Source organism: Paenibacillus sp. FSL H7-689 (genome assembly GCF_000517905.1).
Lineage (GTDB): Bacteria > Bacillota > Bacilli > Paenibacillales > Paenibacillaceae > Paenibacillus > Paenibacillus amylolyticus.
In genome coordinates, this window is sequence record NZ_ASPU01000057.1 from 309137 (window position 1) to 335780 (window position 26644).

The 26644-nt window shown below is 47.0% G+C and carries 19 protein-coding genes; 1 reads left to right on the forward strand and 18 read right to left on the reverse strand.

Annotation, left to right across the window (positions count from 1 at the left end; translation table 11 throughout):
- Positions 1-2: 2 nt before the first annotated feature.
- The 5 genes from C170_RS26260 to C170_RS26280 form a co-directional block, all read right to left on the reverse strand.
- On the reverse strand, positions 3-1118 hold the full coding sequence (locus C170_RS26260) for a response regulator transcription factor (protein ID WP_036615870.1): 1116 nt from the start codon (positions 1116-1118) through the stop codon (positions 3-5).
- 349 nt (positions 1119-1467) lie between these two features.
- On the reverse strand, positions 1468-2307 hold the full coding sequence (locus C170_RS26265) for a formylglycine-generating enzyme family protein (RefSeq protein ID WP_036615874.1): 840 nt from the start codon (positions 2305-2307) through the stop codon (positions 1468-1470).
- A 133-nt stretch (positions 2308-2440) separates the two neighbouring features.
- Complete coding sequence (locus tag C170_RS26270; RefSeq protein WP_036615877.1) at positions 2441-3076, reverse strand: glycoside hydrolase family 11 protein; 636 nt, start codon at positions 3074-3076, stop codon at positions 2441-2443.
- A gap of 71 nt (positions 3077-3147) precedes the next feature.
- A complete protein-coding gene (locus C170_RS26275; protein WP_036615880.1) occupies positions 3148-3921 on the reverse strand; it encodes an alpha/beta hydrolase in 774 nt (257 codons plus the stop codon).
- 41 nt (positions 3922-3962) lie between these two features.
- Positions 3963-5246, reverse strand: a complete 1284-nt coding sequence (locus C170_RS26280) for an SGNH/GDSL hydrolase family protein (protein WP_036615883.1) — start codon at positions 5244-5246, stop codon at positions 3963-3965.
- A gap of 288 nt (positions 5247-5534) precedes the next feature.
- Here C170_RS26280 and C170_RS26285 point away from each other — a divergent pair, with 288 nt between their 5' ends.
- Positions 5535-6677, forward strand: coding sequence for a glycosyl hydrolase family 8 (locus C170_RS26285; protein WP_036615886.1), 1143 nt, complete (start codon positions 5535-5537; stop codon positions 6675-6677).
- 224 nt (positions 6678-6901) lie between these two features.
- On the opposite strand, the gene C170_RS26290 is transcribed toward C170_RS26285, so the two are convergent.
- The 13 genes from C170_RS26290 to C170_RS26350 all read right to left on the reverse strand — a co-directional run bounded on the left by C170_RS26290 (position 6902) and on the right by C170_RS26350 (position 26603).
- Entirely contained in the window at positions 6902-8560 is a 1659-nt protein-coding gene (locus C170_RS26290) for an ABC transporter substrate-binding protein (RefSeq protein WP_100526248.1), read from the reverse strand.
- Positions 8561-8580: 20 nt separating this feature from the next.
- A complete protein-coding gene (locus tag C170_RS26295; RefSeq protein WP_036615892.1) occupies positions 8581-9510 on the reverse strand; it encodes a carbohydrate ABC transporter permease in 930 nt (309 codons plus the stop codon).
- A gap of 27 nt (positions 9511-9537) precedes the next feature.
- On the reverse strand, positions 9538-10392 hold the full coding sequence (locus C170_RS26300) for an ABC transporter permease (RefSeq protein ID WP_036616125.1): 855 nt from the start codon (positions 10390-10392) through the stop codon (positions 9538-9540).
- A 275-nt stretch (positions 10393-10667) separates the two neighbouring features.
- Entirely contained in the window at positions 10668-13019 is a 2352-nt protein-coding gene (locus C170_RS26305; RefSeq protein WP_036615895.1) for a helix-turn-helix domain-containing protein, read from the reverse strand.
- A gap of 294 nt (positions 13020-13313) precedes the next feature.
- Complete coding sequence (locus C170_RS26310) at positions 13314-15020, reverse strand: RICIN domain-containing protein (protein ID WP_051447406.1); 1707 nt, start codon at positions 15018-15020, stop codon at positions 13314-13316.
- Between the two features lie 275 nt (positions 15021-15295).
- Positions 15296-16243 carry a carbohydrate ABC transporter permease gene (locus C170_RS26315; protein WP_036615897.1) on the reverse strand — a complete coding sequence of 316 codons (948 nt, stop codon included), beginning with the start codon at positions 16241-16243 and terminating at the stop codon, positions 15296-15298.
- A gap of 17 nt (positions 16244-16260) precedes the next feature.
- Positions 16261-17106: a carbohydrate ABC transporter permease gene (locus tag C170_RS26320; protein WP_081746057.1), complete on the reverse strand. Its 846-nt coding sequence runs from the start codon at positions 17104-17106 to the stop codon at positions 16261-16263.
- 53 nt (positions 17107-17159) lie between these two features.
- Positions 17160-19736, reverse strand: a complete 2577-nt coding sequence (locus C170_RS26325) for a DUF5696 domain-containing protein (RefSeq protein WP_081746058.1) — start codon at positions 19734-19736, stop codon at positions 17160-17162.
- A 17-nt stretch (positions 19737-19753) separates the two neighbouring features.
- Positions 19754-20389: a YIP1 family protein gene (locus tag C170_RS26330; RefSeq protein WP_036615901.1), complete on the reverse strand. Its 636-nt coding sequence runs from the start codon at positions 20387-20389 to the stop codon at positions 19754-19756.
- Positions 20373-21836 (reverse strand): NHL repeat-containing protein, encoded by a 1464-nt coding sequence (locus C170_RS26335; protein ID WP_036615903.1) that lies wholly within the window; start codon positions 21834-21836, stop codon positions 20373-20375. Before C170_RS26335 ends, C170_RS26330 begins: the two co-directional genes overlap by 17 nt.
- A 15-nt stretch (positions 21837-21851) precedes the next feature.
- On the reverse strand, positions 21852-22727 hold the full coding sequence (locus tag C170_RS26340; protein WP_026081082.1) for a carbohydrate ABC transporter permease: 876 nt from the start codon (positions 22725-22727) through the stop codon (positions 21852-21854).
- A gap of 2 nt (positions 22728-22729) precedes the next feature.
- On the reverse strand, positions 22730-23686 hold the full coding sequence (locus C170_RS26345; RefSeq protein WP_036615906.1) for a carbohydrate ABC transporter permease: 957 nt from the start codon (positions 23684-23686) through the stop codon (positions 22730-22732).
- Positions 23687-23705: 19 nt separating this feature from the next.
- Positions 23706-26603, reverse strand: coding sequence for an extracellular solute-binding protein (locus tag C170_RS26350; protein WP_036615910.1), 2898 nt, complete (start codon positions 26601-26603; stop codon positions 23706-23708).
- Positions 26604-26644 lie beyond the last annotated feature (41 nt).

Sequence of the window (26644 nt, forward strand, 5' to 3'; positions counted from 1 at the left end):
AATCACCCTTGGTTTTTGTTTTTATAGACTGACGGAAGCTCCCCAGTATGCGCTCTGAACTTTTGGGTGAAATATTCAGCATCATGATATCCTAGCCTGAATGCAATGTCAGTGATCTTCATATTGGTACGTCGCAGGAGTTTACGGGCCTCCTCAACACGAAGCTGGTGCACATAGTCACTGAAACTGACCCCCATCTCCCGCTTGAACTGTTGACCCAGGTAGGCAGAATTCACGTGAATACGATTAGCTACATCTTGTAATTTAATTTTACTTCGATAGTGTTGCTTCAATTCATTCACTGCTTCTGCAACCAGCCCTCCCGTACCCGTCTTTTGCTTCAATTCAGACTGGGAAAGTTGCTTGGACAGTCGAACACACAGGTCTTGCAATGTGCCGGAAGACCAACTCGCAGCTTCATGCCATTCTTTTTCACATAGTATTTCTTTGCAACCCTCTCTTTTTCCATATTTTCGTAACAACTCCCCATGGATATACCGGATGACATGATGTATCCATTCCAACGAAACCTCTGCTTTCTCACTTTTCTCTAACAGTGCACTCACTGCAATATCGATGGAATACGTGTTTTCTGCTTCAATCAACGCCAAGATCTCTTTGGAGATATTCATCATTTGCTCTAAATCATATTCTTCGTTTATTCGATATTCATTAAGATGATTTTCATAGGCTTCATCTGTAACCGTGACTCCATTTTGCTGTTTTTGCTCATTTCTGCGTTTGTCCAGAGGTTCAATCATTTCCATAAGGATTTGATGAATTTCCTCGGGAACAAGAGGTTTAAGCACGTACTGATCGACCTGATAACGTATGGCTTGCTTCGCGTAATTAAAATCGGAGTATCCTGTAACGATAACAATTTTAGAGGTATAGGCGAGATCTTCTCGCAAGGTGTGAATCAAACCAAGACCATCCATAACAGGCATTTGAATATCCGTGACGACAAGATCCGGTTCAACCGAGTTGAATAAAGCAAGTGCTTCCTCCCCATCTGTTGCCGTTCCGCAGAGTTCATATCCACAAGCTCGCCAGTCAATCATTGTTCTCCATCCTTCTAGCATAAACGGCTCATCATCCGCGACAATGACCTTGTACATTAGCTCACCTCACTTTTATCCTTGATCAGCTGCATGTATTTTATCTATATCAATAGGTAGATTCCAGTTGTTCTGAAAACGCTAAACAGCAGAACAACAGCAGGATTGTTGTCTGCTCGCACAACTTTGGAGAACAAAATTTCTACCAGTCTCATCGTCATTAATCAATAACATAGAAATGGTTCCATTAGACCGTACTATAAGAACGCTCCGATTGTAGCGAAGCGCCGGGTTAACAATTCAAGTGTAACGCTTACATTTTTGTACAACAACCTGTTAAACTATAGGTTTTCACCCGACAAAGTATAGGTTTAGCTCAGAAGTAATCTATTGTCAGTAGAAAGATTTTTCATTCTCCACGTACAATACGGAATCCTTGATCGGGACCAAAACCATTTGCATCAAATTTGCCTCGAAATGATATTTCATTGTTATTGACACCGCCGATCCAGCCTCCGCCTTTCACAACTCGCCAAGTTTGATTTGGACTCTCCGAATCGCTGTACCAGTCCCAGCACCATTCTCTCACATTCCCAGACATATCATAGATTCCTAACTCATTCGCCTTCTGAGTTCCGAATTTTTTGGTTTGATTACGATTGCTCTCAATAGCGGGCCAGCTCCAGTCACCCGTCAGAATGTTCTCGCCGGCATTTACCCAGTACCAAGCAACTTCATCAGGATTGTTACTTCCGCTGTATGTGTAATTTAAGCTCTTTTGACCTCCGCTTGCAGCGTATTCCCATTCTGCCTCTGTGGGTAAACGGTATCCGTTGGCGTCCTCGTTGATCGTTACATTCCATTTTATAGTGTCATTTTCATTGTGATTATTCGTGTCCTGGTTGTCTTTATCTATATTGTAATAAGGTTTCAGGTTTTCTTTTATACTTTTTTGATTACAGTATTCCACTGCGTCATACCAACTGACCATTTCAACAGGCAGGTCATCTCCCTTGAAGCCAGAAGGGTTTTCCCCCATAACCTCCATCCATTCTTTTTGAGTTACTTCGTATTTGCCAATATAGAAGGAATCCAGCGTTTCATTCCTATCGATCTGACTCGGCTTACTGCTCTTGAAGGCTCCTCCTTCGACGAATACCAAGTCATCGCTTAATTTCGTATTACTTGCTGAACAAGCACTTAGACTAACAACTATAGCGATTAAAGTTAACCATACCAGCTTCTTCATTCAATTATTCTCCTTTACTAGCTTAAATCCGGCAACGTCGAGGTCCGTTAGTCTGGAGAATAACGTTACTCAACGCTACCGGAAAATTGAATTTCAAATGCAGGTGCAGAAGTTGAACTGCATCACATCATTTTTACCAAACCGTCACGTTTGCGCTTCCGCTACTTTGATAACCTTCCGTTGCCATCACCTGATAGGACCAGCTGTTGCCTAAATACATCCCTTTGCTCGCCCATGCATTCACATGATTACTGAACGTGATGGTAGAATTGACTCCGATTGGTTTCTTGGTCTGTCTAACACTCCAATACTGAGGGAAAGTCTGAGTACCATCAATGGAAGGTGCATTGTATCTCATCGTTGTATAGATGTCATATGTGCCGCCATCACTAGTCATCGAGCCCTTATACGTTCCGGTAGGACGATACGTTCCCCAGCTATCCACCACGTAATATTCAATTAGAGCGTTTCTAGTCCAACCATAGAAGGTGAGATAGCCGTTACCTGAAGGAGAGAATACGCCGGCATTATAATTGACCACTCGATTAGGCGTACCATATGTCCACCCTTTCCCGACAACAAAGTTCCCGGTATTTTGCCAATTCACGCTGTAATTCCCGCCCGATCCATTCACGGCGTTGACCGTTCCTCCACCATCTGTCCAATTTTGCCAATAATCTGTTGCTGCGCTCGATGTGGCTGCGAAGACACCAAAACTCATGGAAGCTGCAAGAACAACGGTTAACAATTTTTTGCTAAATTTAAACATAGATTATACCTCCTGATATTTTAATAGATTTGGTTGATGCTACAATCCGATATAAATGTTCTTCAGCAAATTCACTTGAAAAGACGTTGCGAAAACAGATACAGATCGTTTTTCCACACGGGCCAATCATGTCCTCCACTTTCCTCATGCCAAATGTGAGGTACTCCGTGTTGCGCCAGATATTGGTGAACCCCAAGACTAATCTCTATAAGATTGTCCTGTTCACCGCAAGAGATCCATAACAGCGAGAGTAATGAAGGCGCTTTCGAAAGATCAGGGACAAGCAGCTCGGGACTTCTGGTATTTGGGGCTGCGGAGAAAGCACCGATCCATGCAAAATGGTCTAGATTACTTAATCCGATATTTAAGGATTGACCTCCACCCATGGATAAACCAGCAATCGCCCTTTTATCCCGGCTTTTATGCAAAGGGTAGTTCGACTCCATGTAAGGTATCAAATCGTTGAGCAGATCGGATTCGAACCGTTTAAATGCTTTGATTTTCTCAAGTTCAAACAGGTCTCCTACGGCTCGATCATTCGACATTGCGCGACCGTTGGGGAAAACAATAACCATCGGTTCAAGCATATTATCGTTGTACAGATTGTCGAGAATAATTTGCGGAGAACCATGAGTATGCCATTCGGTTTCGTCTCCGCCAATACCATGCAAAAGAAAAAGTACAGGATACATCGTTGTCGAAGAAAATTCTGGTGGGGTGTACACCATCACTTTACGGGAATTGCCAACCGTGGTGGAAGGATACTCTACCGTCTCCATGACTCCACGTGGTATATTCTCCCGATACTGGTCATATCCCGTTACTGCTGGTGAGATCAATTCCATTCTCTTTTCCTCCGAACATATGAGTGACTATCAGTCTTCAGTTAATCCACATAGCCAAAACCCAGAATAGTGAAGCATTTATGTTCATGGCCTTCCGCCATTTCGATCTCGATGGAGTGCTCCCCCACATGCTCTTCGTTAAGCAGAAGTGTGGCATGGCAATGGGTCCAGTTCACTTGACGCGGATCGACTTTTTGGACAAATACCCCATCTACCTTGATATGTGCAGTTCCGAATTCATCGTTACCAGAATCCTTGAAGATCAGAATGAGGCGTTTGCACTGCAAACTTATCCGAAAGCTCCTCTGGTCCTCTTTTCCCTCTCCTGTACGCATCCAGTTGTTGGGGAACTGAGGTGTACCATAGTCATGAGCATCCATCTCAGCCATCTGCAGATCCGTGTCCGTTTTACAAAAAGAGCCTGCATCGATTCGGGCAATATGATTGCCATTTTTCCGATCCAACAGCTTCACATTAACAAATTCATTCCCAATTAGCGGAGCTTTTTCAATATGATGATCTTTCTCATCCCACTCAGAACGATTCGTCACGTCGAACAAATATTCCAAACAATCGGCCATAATTCGATGCCCTATATTAGTTGGATGATATATATCATGGAAAAATTGCTTTTTGGAAATAACGTTGCCTTCACCTTTTGTCTTATTGAACTGATCTACGACAGCATCTTTCACACTTACCATTGGCAGATCATAATGCCAGCCTACCGGAGCGAGACGATCCTGTAGATTCCAGTCATTTTCGAATACACTGAATAACAAGATGACCGCTGGCTTGTTATCGGCAGTAAGTGCTTTGAGTACCAGACTCTCGTAACATTTACCTTGGGTTTCATCATCTGCGTCATTGACTGCGAATTCGATTATGACAATATCCGGCTGAACGGCACCTCCCCTCAGCACATCACGATCATAACGTACAATCCCCAGTTCTGAAGGAGTTCCACCCACACCTGCTTTAATCAGATGAATCGGACTATCTTTTGAAAGCGCAAACATAAACTTGAACGACTCATACGACCGATAAGCGTAACTTTGGAGATGAATAGGTACTGCACCAGCACCATGGGTAATGGAGCCTCCAATATAAGCGATAACGACAGGTTCGCCGTTTTTTGCCTTCTCAATGGCTCGTTTTAATCTGACATTATTTCCTTTGTTCAGAAGAGATCGGCCAATCATGTCGCGATATCTAGGTGACCCAAAATCAATTGCGGGCTTGACTGCCGACGCTGTCACTCCAACTGGATCGCGCGGTGCAGTGAATTCCGTGTTTTCACCTGCATCTCCTGAATCCTGGAGCATAAATCATCATCACATCCTTCCGGTTTAGATTCTGACCATCCTCAAACAACTTTTAAAGAATCACAGCTTGTATTATTAGATCAGATGTGATCCTTCTCCCAAAGTGTATCCCTTACATAATTTTACAACAACCTGACAAAGTATAGGATTTTAACCAATATATCATTTTAATTTGAGTACAATGACATGCAGATATGAACACCTATAATTTTTCATGTAAACGCTTTAATTTGTATACTATTTCCATGTTATAATTTTGAAAAACCGCATTGATGAAGGAGGATACTCATGAATATCACGGGTCAAGTCGCGTGGGATACGGGTACATATACAAATCTGTTCTTGAAGCTAGGCTACGATGAGAATGAGATCACGAACAGATTGGAAGAAACATGGAACGAGCTGTTTTACGGTGATGACAATACTCGAATATATTACCCCATGGGTGAGGATAAGGGTTATTTGCTGGACACTGGTAATCTCGATGTTCGCTCCGAGGGCATGTCCTATGGCATGATGATGGCTGTTCAGATGGACAAAAAAGAGGAATTTGATCGACTCTGGAATTTCTCACACTCGTTTATGCAACATAAAGCGGGTCGTTATAAAGATTATTTTGCCTGGCATTGCAAGCCTGACGGAACCCAACTCTCGCAAGGTCCTGCTCCTGATGGTGAGGAGTTTTTTGCCATGGCGCTTTTTTTTGCCTCCAACCGCTGGGGCGATGGCGCTGAACCTTATGATTACAAGGCACAAGCCCGCAAGATCCTTCGTGCATGTATACATCAGGGCGAAGACGGCGAAGGCGATCCCATGTGGGACCCGGAAACAAAACTGATCAAATTCATACCAGAAACACCGTTTAGCGACCCATCCTACCACCTGCCTCATTTTTATGAACTATTCGCGAAATATGCGGATGAAGAAGATCAGAGCTTCTGGAAAGAAGCGGCGGCCGCTAGTCGGGCTTACCTTCATACAGCCTGTCATCCCGTAACCGGACTATCACCTGAATATGCGAACTATGACGGCTCTCCGGCTCCAATACAGCCGCATGGTGATTTCAGACATTTTTACAGTGATGCCTACCGTGTTGCTGCAAATATAGCGCTGGACTGGGAATGGTTCCGCAAGGATCACTGGCAGATCGAACAATCCAATCGGATTCAATCCTTCTTCAGTGATATTGAAATGTCCGATTATCGTCGGTATACAATAGAAGGTGAACCTTTCGACGAACCTTCACTGCATCCTGTAGGTTTGCTGGCTACCAATGCCATGGCTTCACTGGCTGCGGACGGTCCACATGCTGACACATTCGTTCGCAAGTTCTGGAACACACCTTTGCGTCAGGGAGAGCGACGTTATTACGACAATTGCCTGTATTTTTTCAGCATGCTCGCTCTAAGCGGAAGATATCGCATGTACTAAACTAAGGGAATGTGCACGAGCTGTTGAACCTGCCCTGTGAACGTTTGGCTTGCAGCACAGGTCCAATCACTGAATTTTAAGAAGGATGCAATGATATTACGATTTAATCTATATCAATAAAAAACGTTCCCGGCTCGCATATGTTGACTGCGAACCGGGAACGCGTTTGGGTGTGCAAATACAGGCAGTAACTTTTCCCGCTCTGTATGATTCAGATACTTTAATTATTTGGAAACAGAAGAAGTATCATAGGAAGACTGCATGATCTCCAGATATCGATTAATGTTCAATCCCTCCAGGCCTTTCACATATTCATCCCAATCCTTATCCAGACTTTTGGCGCCAGTAATAAATTGCAGGGCGTTCTGATCGATGTAATCCTTGAGATTGGTCTGCATCATGCTGGCTTCATCAGCTTGGGACGGATCTACCCACAATGCCCAATGAGGGAAAATCTCTTTTGGTTCCTTGCCCTCCATTAACAATGTCGCCTCATAGAGACGTCGCTCACCACCATCATTGGCATAGATGTCTGTCCCCTGTACTTCGGAGTCCCGATATGCCTGATAATGATTGTACTGACTCAATGCAGCCCAACTGTCATTACGAGGTTCTTCTCCAGAAGGAAGCGGAATGGCTTTATATAACGGCTCAATCTGATCATTGAGCGCCACTTCTCCTTCTTGTGGTTTGCGCCAACTTACGCCCTCTTCTCCCAGATATGATGCCATGGTTCCTTCCTGGGTATAGAGATAATCCAGCAGTTTTATGGCCGCGATCTGCGTTTCCTCACTGGCTTTGTTTGTCAGTACAAAAGACGCTCCGGGATCAATCGGATAGTTGTACGTAGCATAAGCAGCATGGGGTCCCTTCAATGGAGGGATGGGATTGTAATCATTCCCGTAAGGAGAACCTTCGGCAGTGGTTACGAATAATGATGGATGCATCGCTGCTCCCGCACCGAGAAGCTGTGCATCAGCGTTATCTCCAATTTTTTTGAAGGCCCCGACGTTTTGGGTAAATGCCCCTGGATCAATCAGCCCTTCATCGTACAGGGATTTAATATAGGCAAGCCCTTCTTTCCACTCCGGTTTGTTCACTACGGTCTCTACTTTCCCCTGATTGACAATGAGATAATTCCGATCGTCGTCATAGATAAAACCGTTCATCAAGTACGGAATAATGTGCACTCCGAAATTTTCAGTCGAACCGCTTAGCGGTACTTCGTCGGCTTTGCCGTTCCCGTTCGGGTCTTTCGTTTTAAATGCCCGAAGCATTTCCTTAAATTCTTCTGTCGTCGTGGGTTCGGTCAGGCCCAGTTGTTCCATCCATTTGGTGTTGACCCACATCTTGTTTGGGTATGAACAGTGAAAACATTCATTCAGACCCGTCAGACCATAGATATTTCCGTCAGGAGCAGTGTTCATGGCCCGATAATAGTCATTGCTTTCAAGCACTTTTTTAATATTGGGAGCATGCTCCTCAATCAGATCATTCAGCGGTAAAATAACCCCCTGCTGACCAAACTTCAACAAGTCTGTCTGGGAGAAACGATCTACCCAAGGGATGAGCAGATACAAGTCCGGATAATCACCGGAAGCCAGTGAAATCTGTCTTTTCTCCGCTGCACCGTCGAATGGAACCGTAGTCCAGTTGAACTGAATATCAAACTTCTCTTCCATTTTCTTCGTGAATTTATTAGTGGACAGGTTGGTATCCGAACCCTGGTGGGCAAACACATTAATGGCCGTCTTGCCTGACGGATCGCTGCCTTCCCCGTTGCCCTTATCAGAACTTGAACATCCGGCAAGTACCAACGAGGTAAACAGCATACAGGCAAGAATGATGAATCCCGCTTTTTTCAATATAATCCTCTCCTTCATGAATAATAGAAAAAATGAACTTATCCTTTGACTGAGCCAATCAGCATGCCTTGCACGAAATACCGTTGAACAAAAGGATAGATGATTAGCACCGGCAAGCTGGCCATCACAATTAACGAGTACTTCATGAGTTCAGCCATTTGCTGCTGTTTGATCATTTCCGATGCATCCATGCTCCCCGTACTGCTGTTCAGAATAAGAATGCTGCGTAATATCAGCTGTAGCGGATAGAGCGACTGTGATTTCAGATAGATGAGGGCGTCAAAGTATGCATTCCACTGACCGACAGCGTACATAAGTGACAACACGGCGATAATCGGTTTGGCGAGTGGCAGGATAATACTGAAGATAAACCGGATGTCACTGCAGCCATCGATGTCTGCTGCTTCGGACAATTCTTCCGGTATCGAATTCTGAAAAAAGGTACGGGCAATGATGACTTGCCATACCCAGACGGCATTAGGAATCAGCAACGCCCAGCGGGTATCAATCAGTCCCATGGTTTTGACCACCAGATAGGTAGGGATCAAGCCGCCTGAGAACAACATGGTGAAGGTAATAAACATCATTAACGAGCTGCGGCCAACAAACGTTTTTTTGGATAATGGATAAGCAATCATAATGGTCAGTGCCACGCTGATGAAGGTGCCGCAGGCTGTATAAAAAAGGGAATTGGCATACCCGGTAAGGACTTGATCATTCCGCAATACAGACTTGTAACCGTCAAACGTCAGGTCAATGGGCCACAACCAGACTTTTCCCGAGGAGACGGCAGCAGGGCTGCTGAGCGAAGAACTCACAATATATATCAAGGGATACAGCACGGCAATCAGCACCACTGTCAACATGAAGTAAACAACCGTTATAAATACGCGGTCTCCCCAGGATTCACGAATCGTACTGCTGCTCTTGATCCGCGAACGACCTGCATTTGTCTGTGTGTTAGGCATGGGTTGGTTCTCCTCCTTTCGCTCCCGTTACCATAAGCTTGTATTGGACAGTCGCTTGGCAACCGCGTTTACAATTAATAGCAGAATCAGGTTAATCACCGAATTGAACAGACCAACCGCAGTAGCGAAGCTGTAATTGGCATTCAGCAATCCTATTTTATAGACATACGTGGAGATGATCTCCGAAGCAGACAGGTTGAGCGGATTTTGCAGCAAATATATTTTTTCGAACCCAACAGCCATGATATTCCCTACACTCAGGATCAAAATGATGACGGCTGCCGGAAGTAGTCCAGGCAGATCAACATTAATGATTTTCTGTATTCGGTTGGCTCCGTCCACTTTGGCGGCTTCATACAGGGATGGATCAACACCTGCCAGAGCAGCCAGATATATCACAGCGGAGTACCCCATTCCCTGCCACACATCGGAAAATACGTAGATGGATCGAAACAGTCCAGGCTCACCGAGAAAATTCACCGCTTCGAAACCAAGGGCACCTGCAATCGTGTTGACAATACCCAGCCTAGGAGACAGAAAGAGCATAATGATGGAGACCATAACAACGGTAGAGATGAAATATGGAGCATACGTCACCATTTGTACTATTTTTTTGAATCGTATGTTTTTGATTTCGTTCAGCGCCAGCGCCAGTAATATAGGAATCGGGAAACCAACGATCAGACTGTAAAACGAAATGTAGAGCGTGTTCTTGATCAGCATAACAAACGCCGGATTTTTAAAAAGTAATTCGAAATACTTGGTTCCGGCCCACGGACTGCCCCAGATCCCCTTGATGACGTTGTAATCTTTAAATGCCAGGACCGCATTCACCATGGGTACATACTTGAAAATAATAAAGTAAGCAATCGGTGGCAGGATCAGCAGATATAGCTGCCAATGTCGCCTCCAGCTTCTGGATAATGCTTGCTTCAAGGCAAACGCTTTACTTGGTTTCTTCACGGACTTTGATTCACTGGTCATTGTGGTTCTCAGAATCATCCCCCCATTCTTGGCTCCAAATCGTGCTGAACTTCAGCTCAAATTGGTAGCGCTTACTTTTTGAGTAATCATAAGATTGCGCTGGGGATGCGTAAAGGTACAGTTACGCTGAGAAAGTACAAATAGCGAATATAGTTCCCGAGAAACAGCCTACATTAACCGCTATGAACGTCCATTTTCCGAAATACACTCGGAGAAATGCCGCGTACCCGCTTGAAAGCTCGGCGGAATGAATGTGCACTGTTATACCCGGTGGCCTCCGCTATCTCGTCAATGGTCTGACCAGTGGAGTGCAACAAGTTCGAGGCAGCATCAATGCGTACCCGTTCTACATAATCGGAAAGATTCTCTCCCGTATGTTCTTTGAACAGTTGGGATATAAACTTCTCGGACTTGCTCATGTGCTCGGCAATCCGATAGATCGTCAAGTTTGCATCCCCATAATGTTGTTGGATAAAACAAATCATTTCGCTTACAGTATCCGCATGTGCTCCTGCTCTTCTTCTCTGGAAATCACCGCAGATGTCTTCCGTTAACCGTTTGAACTTTGCACGCAGCGAAGTAATCGTTTCTGTCATCTGAATGGATGTCACCCGGGTTTTATATTCCTCCAGCAGGGAGGCTTCCAACTTGAATTTTGGTTCGTCCAGCTTCAGAAAAGTCCCCTTCAGCTCCATGATGAACTGCTGTGTCATCTCGTAGGACAGTTCCCGCTCCTCTAAATTACGAAGAAACAATTGCTCCAGAATGCGTATCGCCTCTTCAGGCTCACCGACTTTGATCGTGTTCAGCAGGCGCTGTTCAGACTCAATCGGATAATAGAACATTTCATTTTCCTTCATCGTATCTTCAAATCTCACCAGATGATCTGTTCCCATATGAATGGCATAATCCAGAGCTTGTTTGGCTTCGTCAAAGGAACGCCCTGCATCATTCCAGACCTCGTAAGCTGCACCTGTGCCAATTGTTGTGGATATCCGATGCTCTTGGTAGATCACTTCCATCAAGGTGTTCAGCTCTTTTTCACATCTCCCTATAGCTTCATTCAGTTGGTTCTCATCCAATGGACAGGCAAAAGCGATCTGGTCTGTTCCCCAATCCGTGATCAGCAGCTGCGCATTCCACTCTGTAAGTACCTGTTTGATGAGCAGCCTTGCCACACCCAGTTCATGGATAGTTTCTTCACTGTCCGGATTGGCATATCCGTTTACCTTCACTAAGCCTGCCAAGCCCTTGCTGCTATGAAGAGAAATGTGCGCCTGGGATGAGATAACCTCCAACTCAAGTGAGGTATAGACTTCTCCCGTCAACAAACGTTTGATAAAACCGTCTCTCAATAACGGAATCTGCTCATTCATGGCGTTTTTAAGTGAGTCATTATTAGCAATCAGATTGTTAATATGGCTTGCCAAAAAATCATATTCATTGCCCCGTCTGCCTGGGGAATCGGTGATTTGTTCCCGAAAAGAGGCCAACAATCTGTAAACGGGTGCACTATTCCGATAGGCCAGAACCAGCCCGAATAACAGTCCCAGGGCAATGGTTGCCAAAGTAAAGACCAGCGTGACTTGTTTGATTTGGTCCGCTTTTGTCATGAGTGCTTTCTCCGGAATCCCTGCCATGTAATTCCATCCATTTTGACTGGACTGCATCGATATCAGCAGCCGACCATCACTTCCAGGCTGTACATTCTGCACGTTCAGCTCCGTTTCCGCAGCGTTACCTTCTCTCTGGCGACTCTGTGCCATTTGCTCGGCTTCGGCTTGTTCAATGCCATGGGAGAAAATGATCTGTCCTTCCGCATCGGTGACGAGAGTCCAGCCGCCATATTGATCCACAATATGTTGAGTAAGGCTAGCCATCTGATCCTGATCAATCATGACACCAATCGTCGCTTGCGGTTTGTTGAAGCTGTTCAAAGGCAGAGATTGCAGAAACGTAATGGCGGGAACGTCTGCAAGCACAGTGCCGAGTATTTCACGTTTATAGTTTCGAAGCGGTATGATTTCATTAAAGTGTGGTTGTTTGAGAATTTGGTCATGCCATTGTTCAAACGACATACCGTCCAGCTGATTGGCAGCATAATAATGCTCTGGACGATAATACACAGTTCTTGGTGTGATGATGGCATTGTAGTTCGGAATGTGAATGAAGAAATGGGACAAGTAATCATTGGTACTGCTGTACATGGAGAGGCTCCGCTGCATACGGTTCATACCGTAGACATTGTAGAGATCATGCGGCTTTGGGCCAGCAATTAAATTTTGCAAATCGGGATTGACGGCAAGCTGCCTGGTAAAGGCTTCAACTTGAAGAAGGTTACGCTCAATGATCTCTTTCCCGAGACTCAGCGACTTCAAGCTGTTTTCAATGGAACTGGAACGGGCCGCTTCAATAGAAGCTTGGTAAGAGGCATATCCCGCAATTTGAGGAATCATCAGAATGACAAGATACGAAATGAGGAATCGGCGGAACACGGGTGAAAATTTGGACCATAGGAGCTGCATATGTACCCTCCCTTTTTTTATCGAGCGCTTACATTTCTCTGTGTTAAGGTAGCTGTTCAATGATACACCGGGCATTTCTTCCTGGTGAAGGTACAACTTCTTCCTTATGGTACATTTACATACTGTAGCGTACAATGCTTGCATGAAAATAATTGTTGGTCTGCGGGTTAGCGCACAAATATAGTTGTATTTTACCTTCGCATGACATCCATCCCAAAGTATCAAAAACAAACGCAAAAAACCTCCCCAAGACATGGAATGACTTGGGGAGGTTTTTGTTTAATGTTGTGCTTATTAATTGCTAACGGCAACAAATTTCCATTGTTGGTTTGTAGCACCTGTGTAGGTGCTCTGCTGCAGCAAGGCTCCATCCGAAGTGGAAGCGTTTGCCACTTCAATCGCTTTATTGCTGTTCACGTTGATGATACTCCAGTACCCGTTACCAAGATCGTTGACCTTAAAATGCTGAGCGGTTGTGTTCAGATTGCTCATGAGTTGAACCGCTTCCCCATTGGTGAGGGTACCGTTGCGAATATCGATGACTTTGTCCGGTGAGTTCACACTTGTCAGTGTATAGTTGCCGCTGCCGATCGAGGTCAGAACCCACTTCTGAGGGTTACCGCCCAGATCACTCCACTGCTGGAGCTGAAGATTATTTTCATTTTGACCACCAGGAACATCAACAACTTTGTTGGAATGCCGGGCTACGATTTTATAAGTTGCACCGGATACAAGACCCGTTGTCGGTCCGCCGCCTTGTCCACTGCCCGGGTAAGTCTGAGCACGTTCATGGTACCAGTTGAACAGGAATCGTCCCATGGCACTCCGTGAAGCATCTCCATCCCATTTCAGTCCAGCCGTTGGGTCGGCAAAGGAGCTTCGTGGTCCTTCACTTAGAATGAATCCGTTCATATGAGCTGCAATGCTGACATTACCTGATGAGTTGAAAATCGTTTTGGTATTGGTGCCAAAACCTTCATTGCTACCATTAAACAAGTTCCAATAGGCCGAATCGCCAGGTTTGTTTTTGAACCAGGTTACCTCGGTAATATTAATCGGATATTTGTCAGCAGCTGCCTTCACGTTGGTATTCCACTGGTCTTGCAGGATAGAGAAGTTGTCATATGCGCCATAACCAGGGTACCAGTGAACCGCATATCCATAGTTATTGAGCGGATCAGTCAATGGATGGCTTGCCGTCAAGCTGTAAAATTGGTTGTATCCCAGACCTGCCGCCCAGATGACGTTGTCCGCACCTTTGCTACGAATTGTTGAAATCATGGAATTTTGGAAATTACGCAAGTCATTCCAGTGATCCACAAAGTCATTTTCCCCGTTGTATCCACCCCAATGTCCATTGGCATAGGATTTCACCGGTTCGTTGATCAGTTCGAAGTGAACGTTGTCTGCACTTTTGATCTCCGGGCGTGAAGCGAGATAACCCCAGATTTCGTTGAATTTTTGCAGGTTGGCAGGTGTTGTTGCCTGATCATCCTTCAGTGTGAAGTCCAGTCCCAGGACAACATAGACACCTTTTGTTTTGGCATATTGAATGTACGGAATAATTACATTTTGCGTAACGGTCTGCACACCGGCAAAGTTATATGTACCAGCAGCCACATCTCCCATGTCCTGACGATCGATGAACAGACGTACCTGATTCATATTCCAGCCATGATTGCTTCCGTACTTCGCGCTGGTGTCAGCAAAAGTATCGGTAATGTCTTTCAGATAAGCCAGTGTAGCTGCATGACGGTTATTGCCGTGCAGATTGAGATAATAATTGCTGTCCTGATATGTCCAGTAGGCACCTGAGGGTTGATGCCAACCGTTCAGTAGCACAGGCTGGTTGTTGCTGTTCACCAGGTTTTTGCCGTTTACGTGCAGCTTGCCCATCGGCATGCCCACCCATGCTTCGGCACGGCTGCCTCCCCATGGAGCAATTGTGATCAATAAAGCCAGAATGAGTACAAGTTTAAAAGATGTCATGAACTTCTTCACTTTAATTCCTCCTGATCTGATATATTGCCTTGCAATAATGCGAGGTAAGCTCCGTCAGAGTAACTCTGATCAAACAGATCCCTCAGGTCGGCGCCCGCTCCCGCAGCCCGTTCCACACCAGCAGGGGGATCCTGCGCAGGGAAGGATCGCGGTTCTGCTGTGAGCAGACGTTCATGAGATTGTTACATGCCCCCTTTTCACAGATGGAATGTTGCATGAAGTTCCTCCTCCCTCTTCCAGTCTGATCCCACTCCAAACGTACAGAAGAACTTAACTTAACCGACGATTCCCGTACGCTCTACACTCTCTACGAAATATCGTTGCACAAACAAATAGATGATGATCAAAGGCAGAATGGCAAGAAGAATTCCTGTATCCTGGATCATACTCAGATAGAACGGATCGGCTTGGGAAGCTGCACCGTCAGTAACCTGCTGGGCCAGATTATACGGAAGGGACGATAACTGAGTCGACATGACTTTACTTGAAGTCAGATAAGTCGTCGTATAAAAGCTGTCGTTCCACTGCCATACGAAGGAAAACAGCATGACTGTTACCATGGACGGAATGGCATTGGGCAGCATGATTCTTGAAAATGTTCGTCCGATGCCCGCGCCGTCCACATAGGCCGCCTCCTCCACTTCCTTCGGAATACCTCTGAAGAATTGCCGGAAGATAAAGATGTACAAGCCGGCCTTAAGTGAATTGGCCGTAATTGCCGTCAGAATAAACGGCCAATAGGTATTAAGCAAATTAACAGGTTTGCCGGCTATAAGCGTCATAAGCCCCATCAGGTCAAAGCTTTTCAGATTCAGGTATACCGGAATGAGAATGGTCGTTGGCGGTACAAGAATCGTTAGAATTACACCAGCAAACAGCCAGTTGCTTCCCCTGAATTTCAGTCTGGCGAATCCGTATCCTGCAAGTGCACAGGATGCTGTAGTCAGCAGTGTAGTCGTTGCAGACAGGGCAAACGTATTAAACAGCGTTGCCCAGTAATCCATTACGCGTATCGCCTCTTTGAAATTGTCGATGGAGAAGTTCTGTGGAATCCACACCACCACTGCCGAATACAGATCACCTTTAGCTTTGATGGATGTGGAAACCTTCTGAAATATGGGAAACAGGATAACGAAGGAAAGCCCGGTAATCAGAACGAATCGGATCATGGCCCACAGCCAGCCTTTCCAATGCTCCAGCGATAATAATCGTGATGTTGTCACGTGGGACACCCTCCTTTCTAATCTTGATAGAAGACTCGCTTCGAGAAAATGATGTTTACGATAAGCAGAATGATGGCAATGGCCAGAAAGTAGACCCATGCCATGGCAGAACTTAATCCAAAGTCAAATTTGACGAAGCCGGTATCCCGGATCAGTTCCGTCATGGCGTTATTGGCAAACGAATCAATGATTGTATAGATCGCATTGACAAAAATAAGCGGGCTGACCATTGGGAACGTAATTTTCCAAAAGGCTTCATAACCCGTTGCCCCTTCCATCTTCGAAGCCTCATACAGTTGAGGGGAAATCGTCTGGATCCCTGCCAAAAAGATCAAAATCTGTACACCGGATTGACTGACGATCTGATAGATCCGATCTACGGCGCTACTCAGATACGTAACGATCCAATCGCTCACTCCGGCGTTAACCATCAGATTTTCGAGTTCAAATGTCCCGAGTGAGCTTCCACCTGTGCTACTCTGATTAACCGCTTCAATCAGGCTGGTGCTCTCCAGTGTCATAATCACTCCCGATGCCAGAATAACGGGCAGGAAAAAGATCGACCGCGCAACAGCCCGGCCCCTGAACTTCTGATTCAGGATGACGGCAAGGAACAGACTGAATATAACGATAAGCGGTACGTTGATGAGCACGTCTGTGATCGCCTCAATTAACGCACGGTTAAAGCTTGTATTGACGGTGAGCGCCTGAATATAATTGGCAACACCGTTGAACTGAATTGCTATGCCTTCCGCGTTAGCCTGAATTGTACTCATGCTGTATCGCAGAGAGGCTAACAGCGGAATGAAGAAAAACAACACAAAACCAATGAGCCAGGGAAGCACGTAGATTACGCCCCACATGGCTTTCTGCTGAGCATACGTACGACTTCCCCATTTCCATTTCAGGAGCGTCTTCAGAGCTGCTCACCACCAGTCACATAGCTTTGGGCTTCCACTGTATCGTTGTCAACTTCTACAGGGAAGTCGTTATAATTGACGATTACGAACCCGCCACCTTCATATGTTGTCCGGAAGACGCCCTCCTCCAGGGATTCATGGGACATCATGGAACGTCCAGCAAACGGTTGGTTCACCTGGTTCACCTCGTTGTAGATCTCGGCAGCCAGATCGATCCATTGTTCATAATTCGCCGCGTAGAGATCATCATAATCCGTTTCTTTCACAACATGGTTTGGCGCATTGAACCATGCAAAGTAAGGACTGGCTCCATATTCAATCAGCTTCAGCACATATTGCCTTGCATTGGTATATGTGGAGAGATTGTATGGCGTCCCCGTATAACCGATGCTGCCGTGTACAACGAGCTGATAGAACGGAATCTCTTCATCCTCCAGCTTGAAACGACTGCTGGTCATCGGCGCATCTGTCAGACCAGTTACATACGGCAGGGCATAAGCGTTCCCGCCTTCAGCAACAAGCGAGCCAGCCTGCTGCCCGATCTGTTCAAGTGCCTTCTTTACGGAGCCAAGCGCTTGTGTTCGGTCCACCAGCTTTTTCGGATTCATATCGCTGTTTAACTGAGCTGCCAGATCATTCAGGCTTAGTGAGAGTCCATCCTTTTGAAGGGACCTCAGCTCATCTAACATGTCTGCCGTCACGTCCTCCAGCATGTTGGGCGAAAGCACATAGGATGGTGAACGATCCCGGTCCCGCCGCTGGATGGCCTGGTTCATCGGATACAAGACCGCCGGTTCCTGAGTTAATGTGCGTGAAGCTTCCTTGGACGGTTTAAACCCTTTTTTGGATTGCACATTCAGCAGAGCGATATCGGGATAGAAGCCGATGCCCGCTTCTTGTGTGTATGCGCTGAAATCCCGCAATCCCTTTTTCCCGCCTACCGCGCCATCTACTTGGATGGAATCCGGCAGTCGATGATGAAGTCCGCCGTTAAGCCATCCCGCATAGCGCACCTGAATATTGGATACCTTCTTCTCTGTCAAGGCGGAAAGAATGTTTTTGGCTTCATCAAACGTGGTCAAAGCCTCCGTTGAATCATACGGTATGCCCAGCATATGCTGCCTTGTTGTCATGCCACCGAACAGTTGCAGATAAAAGGGAACGTTACTCTGCTCCTTGCTGGCATTCAGCTCGGGAAGTCCGCCGTTTTGCACCAGATAATCCCGATAGAGAGATGCAAGCCCTGAGTACGAGGCCTTATCCGCCCCCACAAAAGCATATCGAACGACGAAATCAGACGCGGTCGGTTTCTTCTGGAATTTCGGAAGTGTACGAACCATATCACTTGCCTGAAGCGTCACATCGCTCTTGTTAACCACATAGAAGCTTGGATATACGTTGTTGTAACTGTTCAGTTTGCCGCTGATATCGGCATTCACAACTGCAACGGCATCCCCTTTTTCAATAATGCCCAGGAAAGCTCCCTCTTTCCGAATCAGTCCAAATACCGGCAACCTGGCTCTGGCTTCATTCGAACTTGCTTCCCGTAGTTTCATGGTCATATCCGGTCCGTATATATCTTGTTGGTAGGCAGGATACTGCAGCTTGCCATTGTTAAAATGGATCAGCGCTCCCGAACCGTCCGGCACCAGTATGGAGCCCTCTTCTTCTGAACCCCCGGCCCCGAAATAATCCATTACAGATATGCTGTTGATCGGATATTCCTCCGGAAAATGAATGCCTGAGGACGGAACACGTACAAGCAGATCCTCTCCATCCAGCTCATATTCCATCGTAAGCATAAACAGCCGTGGTCCACTCCGTTCCTCTTCAATGCCAAACTCGGCATGATCCTGAGCCAGATCCTCCGATGTGTAACCGGCCGTGTCAAAAGCCTTTAAGGCCCGGGACAATTGCAATCCTTGCATCGCCTTATCAATCCGGACGTAAGCGCCTTCATCCTTGTCTTCCGCATAGCCGACCTTCAAGGCCCTTTGCCCGGCCTTGTCTAGCTGTGCAAGCAGCCTTTGTTCGAATCGCTCCTTGCTGATCTTCATCGGCAAGTCTTCTATGGATCGCTCAGTGCTTCCAAACTGGTAGTGGACCCGCACGCCGCTTGGCAGCACCTCGTAGCTTATCTGCTTGTGTGCAACACTATCCGTGAAGGAATTCACGGTGCTGCTCTGTCCGAGGCTGTTGAAGAAGCTGAGCTTCGTCTGTGATGACAAAAGGTCTTTGTTTATCCCGGCAGCAACCCCATCCTGCTCACGATCTGCAGGATTGCTGCGCCAGATCTGCCCGCTCTGCGTGTGAATCACTGCAATCTCGGCAGTCTCTTCGTTAATGAACAACTGCAGCGCAGCATTCTGCGCAATACCTACCATGCCGGGAAGGCGGACATCGCTGAACGATGATTTCAGTTTCTCTCCGGGAGGCAGGGAGGGAAAGTCCGTCTGATCAGCGGCAGTCACTGTCTCGTGAGCGAGCGGTGTTGGCGAGAATTGACAACCGCCCAGAAGCAGACTGCCCGCGAGCAGCATTCCTGTTATTTTTTTGGCTACGGTATAATTCATAACAAATTCCTCCTCCCTTAGCCCCGAAGCACTAATTCCTGATAGATGGTTACGACAAACGATACAATCTGCTGTACAAGACTGAAGAATAACAGGCACAGAAATGCCATAAACGCCATCGCCACAAGTGTCAGCAGCATCGTGAGCACCGTTTTGGCTGGTGTGTACTGATGAACCGTCATATTCCCTACAAATAACAGATATACCGTCCACGCAATGGCAAGTGCATTGGAGAAATAATAAAAGGCAGTTTCCTGCGCAGAGATCACAAGACTCAGCCAGATCCATGGAAAATGAATGAGTAACAACGGTACCAGTGCAAAGCACGTTGACATGAAAATTTCGGAGAACTTGCCTTCCCCGTCCATCAATGTGGTTAACGACCAGTTAGCCACACACCAAAACAGTACCGGTATAATGACATATAACATTTCGAGCAGACTGTTCAGGTACTTTGGATTACTGAGATTAATGAGAAAACCGCTGTACTGGGCATGCAAAATTTTGGTGATGACCAGAAGCACCAGGATCATGAAAGCAATCAGCAGTGAGTTTCTCTGGTTCCGTTCATACTTCAATTCCCAGTATCCGTCAAACGGATGAAAAATCAGATGCAGCGGGTACTGGTATAGTTGCTTACTTGATGCCTGCATTCGTAGTCCTCCTTTTCTGCCTGCGAACGATGATGACGGTGAAAATCGCAGCGACAGCCAGGAATATACCGGACATCATCCATGAAAAATGCTCACGCATCAGCTCTTTGCGGTACAAAAGAAAAGCTTTGGAATACCCTTTGGGCTCCATGCTCCGCTTGAAATATTTCGCAGACTCGGCGTATTCCTTCTGACGAAGCAATGCTTTGCCAATTCCCGCATACGCATATTCCAAGTTAGCGTTCATCTCGGCAGCTTGGGCAAACAGCACCGAAGATTGATCTTCATCACCGTTATAGTAGCTACGCACCGCTTCGTGGAGTGTACGTCCGTATTCAGTTGTTTGAAAGACGGTGATTTCACCCAGCGCTTTATCCAGAACTAACATCCGGTCTCCCGTACGTTCCAGGGCAACAGGTGTATTAAATTGGCCCAGCCGGTTCCCGATGCCCCCATAAATATGGAGCAGATATCCGTCTCCATTGTAGGTAAAGATTCGGCCCTTGCTGGAATCCAGTACGGAATACATGTCACTGTCACCCACATCCACATCAATCAGGCGGGATGGCCCTGCTTCCTGGGTATACAGCAAATCACCCTGCGGAGTCTGATAGCCTTCTCTGCGCAAAATGTCTGTACCCTGGGCATTCAGCTTCTTGACCGGATCTTTGCCGCGATCCCCGCTAGTGGCGTAGATGAAGCCCTCTTCATCCATATCCAGATTGGTAAATTCCGTTGGAGTGAACATCACCATCTGGCTCCGCTGCTCCCGTGTTGCAAACCGTTTCCACAGATACTCCACCGGGTCCACCTGAACTCTGTTCGCTCCAATGAAGGAAGAGAACGTACCATCGGCGCTGAACTCCATGAATCCATCAAATACGCCTTCGGCCATGACGTAGATACGCTCCCCCTTGTCCATAACAATCCGCATCGGTTTAAACTGGAAGTCTGCTTTTAACAGATCCGATTTTGGTTCAGACACGATCTTGACCAGCTTCCCCTGTTCATCCAGATGCACCACCCGGTGATTATCCGAATCAGCGACCAGCAGATGGCCTTTTTCCGTGACGTACAATCCCTGTGGATTTTTAAAATGATCTTTCTTGCCTTCCTGCTCAAATGAATCAATTGTCCGTACCAGCTTGAAGTTGCGATCCATCTCAATGATGCGACCATTGCCCGAATCGAGCACAAAGACGTGCTGATTGGCGGTAACATGCATGTCGCTTGGCTCTTTCATAGGAGTTGTGTTCAACTTCTTGCCGGTGATAATGGTTGTTGCCTCATATGCCGCGGGTGAAGGAACTGCGTCACCCCAGAAGGAATAATGATACGCATCCGTTTTACCGTCTGCACTCACATAGGGCGCCTCTTGAACGAACAACAGGAGGCAGATCATGCCCATGATGATCGATTTACGTTTTTTCCATGTGCTTCTCCGCACCTCGCTGCCTCCTTTCTATTCTTTCATGCCCGAAGTGGCCATCGTCTGCATAACACTGCTCTGAGAGATGATAAACAGAGTGATCGGTACGATCATCAGCAGCAAAGCAACAGCCGCACCTACACCAGCTCTTGCAATCCCTCCCTGCACAATCTGACTGAGCGCATAATGCAGCGTTTTGAGATTTTCACTGTAAATGAAACTCCCGCCATCCGTTCCCCATAACGCTGGAAACTGCAGGATCATGAGCGTGAGCCATGCCGGCTTCACATTGGGCATCACGATGCTCCAGAATATCCGGTATTCATTGGCTCCATCGATTTTGGCTGCCTCCAGCAAAGCATCGGGAATCTGCTCCATGAACTGTTTCATCAGGAAAAGTCCCAGCGAGAACGCAAGTGATGGCACAATAATGGACGCATGAGTGTTAATCCAGCCAAGCCAGGACATGACCATGTAGTTCGGAATCGCCGTAACATGCGGCGAGAACATCAGGGACAGAATGACAATGGTGAACAACACTTTGGAACCCGGAAAACGATATTTCGCCAGCGGATAAGCCGCTGCAGATGCAAGCAGGATATGCCCGGCTGTGCCAAGTATCGTAATGAGCAATGTGTTGGCAATATAGCGGGATAACGGCACCCACGAATTGCCCATGAGGTTGATAAGATCGGCAAAATTCTCCGTTGTCGGATTGTTCACCCAGAAGCGCGGCGGGAAAATAAACAGCTCATCCAGCGGCTTGAATGCATTGTTGACAGCATAGATGAGCGGAAGCACCATAAAGGAGCCGAACACGCCCAGCAATGCAAATAACATCAGGCTGACGGTAAATGACCGATTAAGCCTTTTTGGCATGCCAAACACGGCACGTACTTTGCTGGTCATCGTCATTCACCTATCTTTCTAAGCATTTTTTGCGTGAAAACGTTTGTACCCAGCATCAGGGCAAACAGAACCGTTGCGATGGCCGAGGCATAGCCCATCTCGAAACGAATGGTTCCGAAGTCCATCAGATGTGTGACAACTGTGTGTGCCGCATAGTTTACGCTCGGGAAACCTGCCAGTGCGATGGAGATCTCAGCTACGGCGAAGGAAGCGGTAATCTGCATTACCGCACCAAACATCAGCTGCGGTCTCATCGAAGGCAAGGTGATGTACCAGAGCTCCTGCCAGCGGTTTTTGATCCCGTCTACGGTTCCTGCTTCAACCAGAGAACGATCAATGGTTTGCAGTCCTGCAATAAAGGCCAGGAAGCTGGTTCCCAGGCTCAGCCACAGCTGTACAATAATGACGATTGCCAGTACATACTTCTCGTCTGCGAGCCATTGGATCGGTTCCAGTACGACGCCAAGGCGCATCAGGAAGCCGTTCATATACCCGTAGCTGTCACCCGAGAAGATGATCAGCCAGATGAAAAAGACGTTGCCCGATATGGATGGGGCATAGAAAACCAGCGTCATGACCGCCCGAATTTTAGGAGACAGCTCATTGATGATCCACGCAAACAAAAAGCAGGCTATATAACTGAGAGGGCCTGTAATTACGGCAAAAAGCAGCGTGTTTTTGAGCGCGATCAGAAATACGTCATCGTTCAGGAAAAGCCGGGAATAGTTCTGCCAGCCGACAAATCGCGGCAGCTCCAGCATATTGAAGTGAAAAAAGCTGAGCCCAAGTGAAATGCCGACCGGAATGACAGTAAACATGAAAAAAATCAGCATAAACGGTGCCATCAATACATAATAATGCCTGCTGAGATACAGATCCCGCTTCAATAGGGACCACCAGCCGACCTGGCGGGTATGGACGGCAGGAGCGGCGGCTGTCTTGGTAGTTTTAGCTTGCAACCGTTACCCTCCCTTTCCTCTATTTCAGATTAAATTCCTTGCGTTTCAACTCAATTTCATCATCAATGTACAATACATAGTCTGATAAGGCTTCACGCGGATTTTCATTTGCATTGACCACCTTACGGAAGGCGTTGTCCAGATGTCGTCCCGTGAAATAACCTCCAGGAAGCTGCGGGATTCCCTGTACCCATTCCCATTGTTTCTCGAGATTTTGATAATCCTTCACAGGCCAAGGCAATTGCTTCAAGGCTTCGATATTGGCCGTTGGGTAACGGGCAGCCGCTCCCATAAGACCTTCCATTTCTCTCCCGTATTCAATCTGGGTCTGATCATCAGTCCACCACTTCATGAACTTCCACGCCGCTTCCTTGTTGTCGGCATTTTCGAGCATCATCACCGCGCTCGTAGCGCTGGCCACTTCATGCCGTATGGACCCATCCGGAAGCTGTGTACCCGGAACAATCGTAAAGTCCCAGAGATTGCGGATTTCCGGAGCCATAACCGTCAGCATGTTATACGTGGTGTAATCAGCAATCCCGATCGGCATTTCCCCTGTACGGAACCGGTTCGGAAAATCGGCTTTGAGCGGAAACTTGTAATTGGTATAAAATTGCGTCCAACGTTTGAACGCGTCCATTGAAATCTCCGAATCCAGTGCACTTTTCTTCTGGTCTTCGGTGTAGAACGTTCCGTCATTCTGATATAACAACATCGCAAAGGTTGAATTCGGAACCAGGTTGGCATTGTTCAGCGTATCCTCTATCGGCAGATAAAACTCCATGTTATGCTTCTGCAGCACGGCGATGGCGTTATATACGTCTTGCCACGTTTTCGGCGGTTCGAGGCCCAGTTCATTCAGAATATCTTTGCGGTAAAAGAGCATTGGAAAATGCTGTTGCTCCGGAAGGGCATATACCCCGTCGTTGTAGCGGTAAGGCGTCAATCCGCTTTCACGGAACCTGCCCGAAATTTCCTCGAAATCGGGGAACTGGCTCAGATCCGCTGTTGCATTCCTCATCGCATAGTTCACCGGAATGTCTTCGCCCATCTGCATGGCAACATCCGGTCCTTCTCCCGAGAGTGTTGCGGGCAGCAAAATATTAGGCGGAACGAGACGTAACTGCACGGACACATCCGTATCTGGGGTAAACGAATCGTCGATCATGCCTTTCAGTACTTGGGCCTGATCTCTTCCGGTTGTGATCCATACGGTGATGGCATCCTTCTTTTGTTCCACGTTACCAATGCTGTCGTAATCTTCGGTATACGAGGCAACATATGCGCCCAGTTCGTGCTTCACCTGCTGGACGGTGCTCGCTTCCGCTTTGGGCAACGATTCACCCGGCGGAGATACAACAAGGTAATCCAACGTAATCGGCTGTTCACGTACCGATAGAATCCATGTGCCGAGACCACCTACGTTAATTTTGAACGTATCCAGCCGTTTGGGTACCGTCTCTGGTCTGGCCGCCATATCTTCAAGCTGCAATACCATAGCGTGCAGTACGGCCACTTTGTCACTTTGCTCACCCGTGGCCTTTTCCAGGTAATCTGCAACGGAACGCAAGGTGTCAGCTTGTCGTTCAAAAACCTCCGTCATCTCCGGAATACGCCGTTCCAGCTGGTAATCCCGTAGTGGGTCCGGACTGTTGGAGGTAATCATTAATATTTTGCGATACATTTCATTCAGTTCCAGCACGCTGGATTCCACGGTCCGCAGCAGCGGAGCGATGTCGCCAAGTGTAACCGTCATTCGGATTCGATGTTTTCCTTTTTCCAGATGAAACTGATATGGCTGATCTTCTCCCGAACCCAAGACCTGAGTTTGCCAGGCCGGGCTGTAGTTAAATCGAATGCGTTTCATTTCCTTAAACGGAACTTCGCCGTTAATCGTCAGACTGCGGGTGGCATAGATGCCACGCAATTGATCCTGTTTCACCTTAAGCGCCAGTTGATACAGTCCGTCTTCAGGCACGTCAATTTCCCATTCAATCCATTCGCCCGGCAGTTTCCAGTTAATGCCCCCGATGGCGTTCATCCGAATTTTCGATACATTATAAGGCTCGAGTGAAGGACTTGATCGGTCCGAGATTGGTGCCAGTGTAGGAGATGATTTGCTAACAGCTTCCTCCCCCTGAACTTTCAGCATGACAGGAGCCGATTGTTTCAAACCGAGTGAGACATAGGTTTGCTCCAGCTCTGCATAGGAAGGAACTTCGCTTTCTTGATATAGCTCAATATAATCGATCGCCATGCTTTCTCTTAATGAAGTGAGCGATAACTTCTGACTGCCTTTTTCAAAATAAAACTGAAACGGTTCCTCAAAGTACCCTGCGCTGTCCTTGAAGGAAGTCAGTTGCCATTCGGGCTGTTCCACTTGTCTTGGTCTAAGCTCGTTGCCACGATCGTCCTGCCGGACGTTATCCTCGCGATTCCCCCATACCCTGTCAAACAGAAGAATATCAGCCCCTCTGAACGGGACCTTACCATTAAGCTCAAGCCTGCGTTCGATCCCGGAGCTTTTGCCTTCTACGGGATAATAGTGAATGCGAATGTTGTACAAACCGCTCACTTGAACGGGAACATCCCAGCGAATGGTTCCAGTTTCCGGCGTAATTACGGCATTTCCGTCTAATCCGGCGTACCCTTGCACAACCTCAAATTCCCCATCCTCTGCCTGAACATAAGATTCGCCTTCGATGCGTACAATTTCATCCGGTTTGGCCGTATTGTCATGAGCAGTCAGATAATGCTCATAACTGAATGAATCCTCGGTTCCCGATACCGCCTCAAAGTCCTCAAGCGCATGTACCGTTCCCGGATTACGATCCCGCGATGGATATAGTGTCCATATGGAGAGCACCAAGGCCAAGACAAGCACCAGGATTAGTCCCTTTTTCTTACGTGACCGCATGTTTGAATGTATCCCCTTTCCTGTAAGCGTTGAGAGAACTG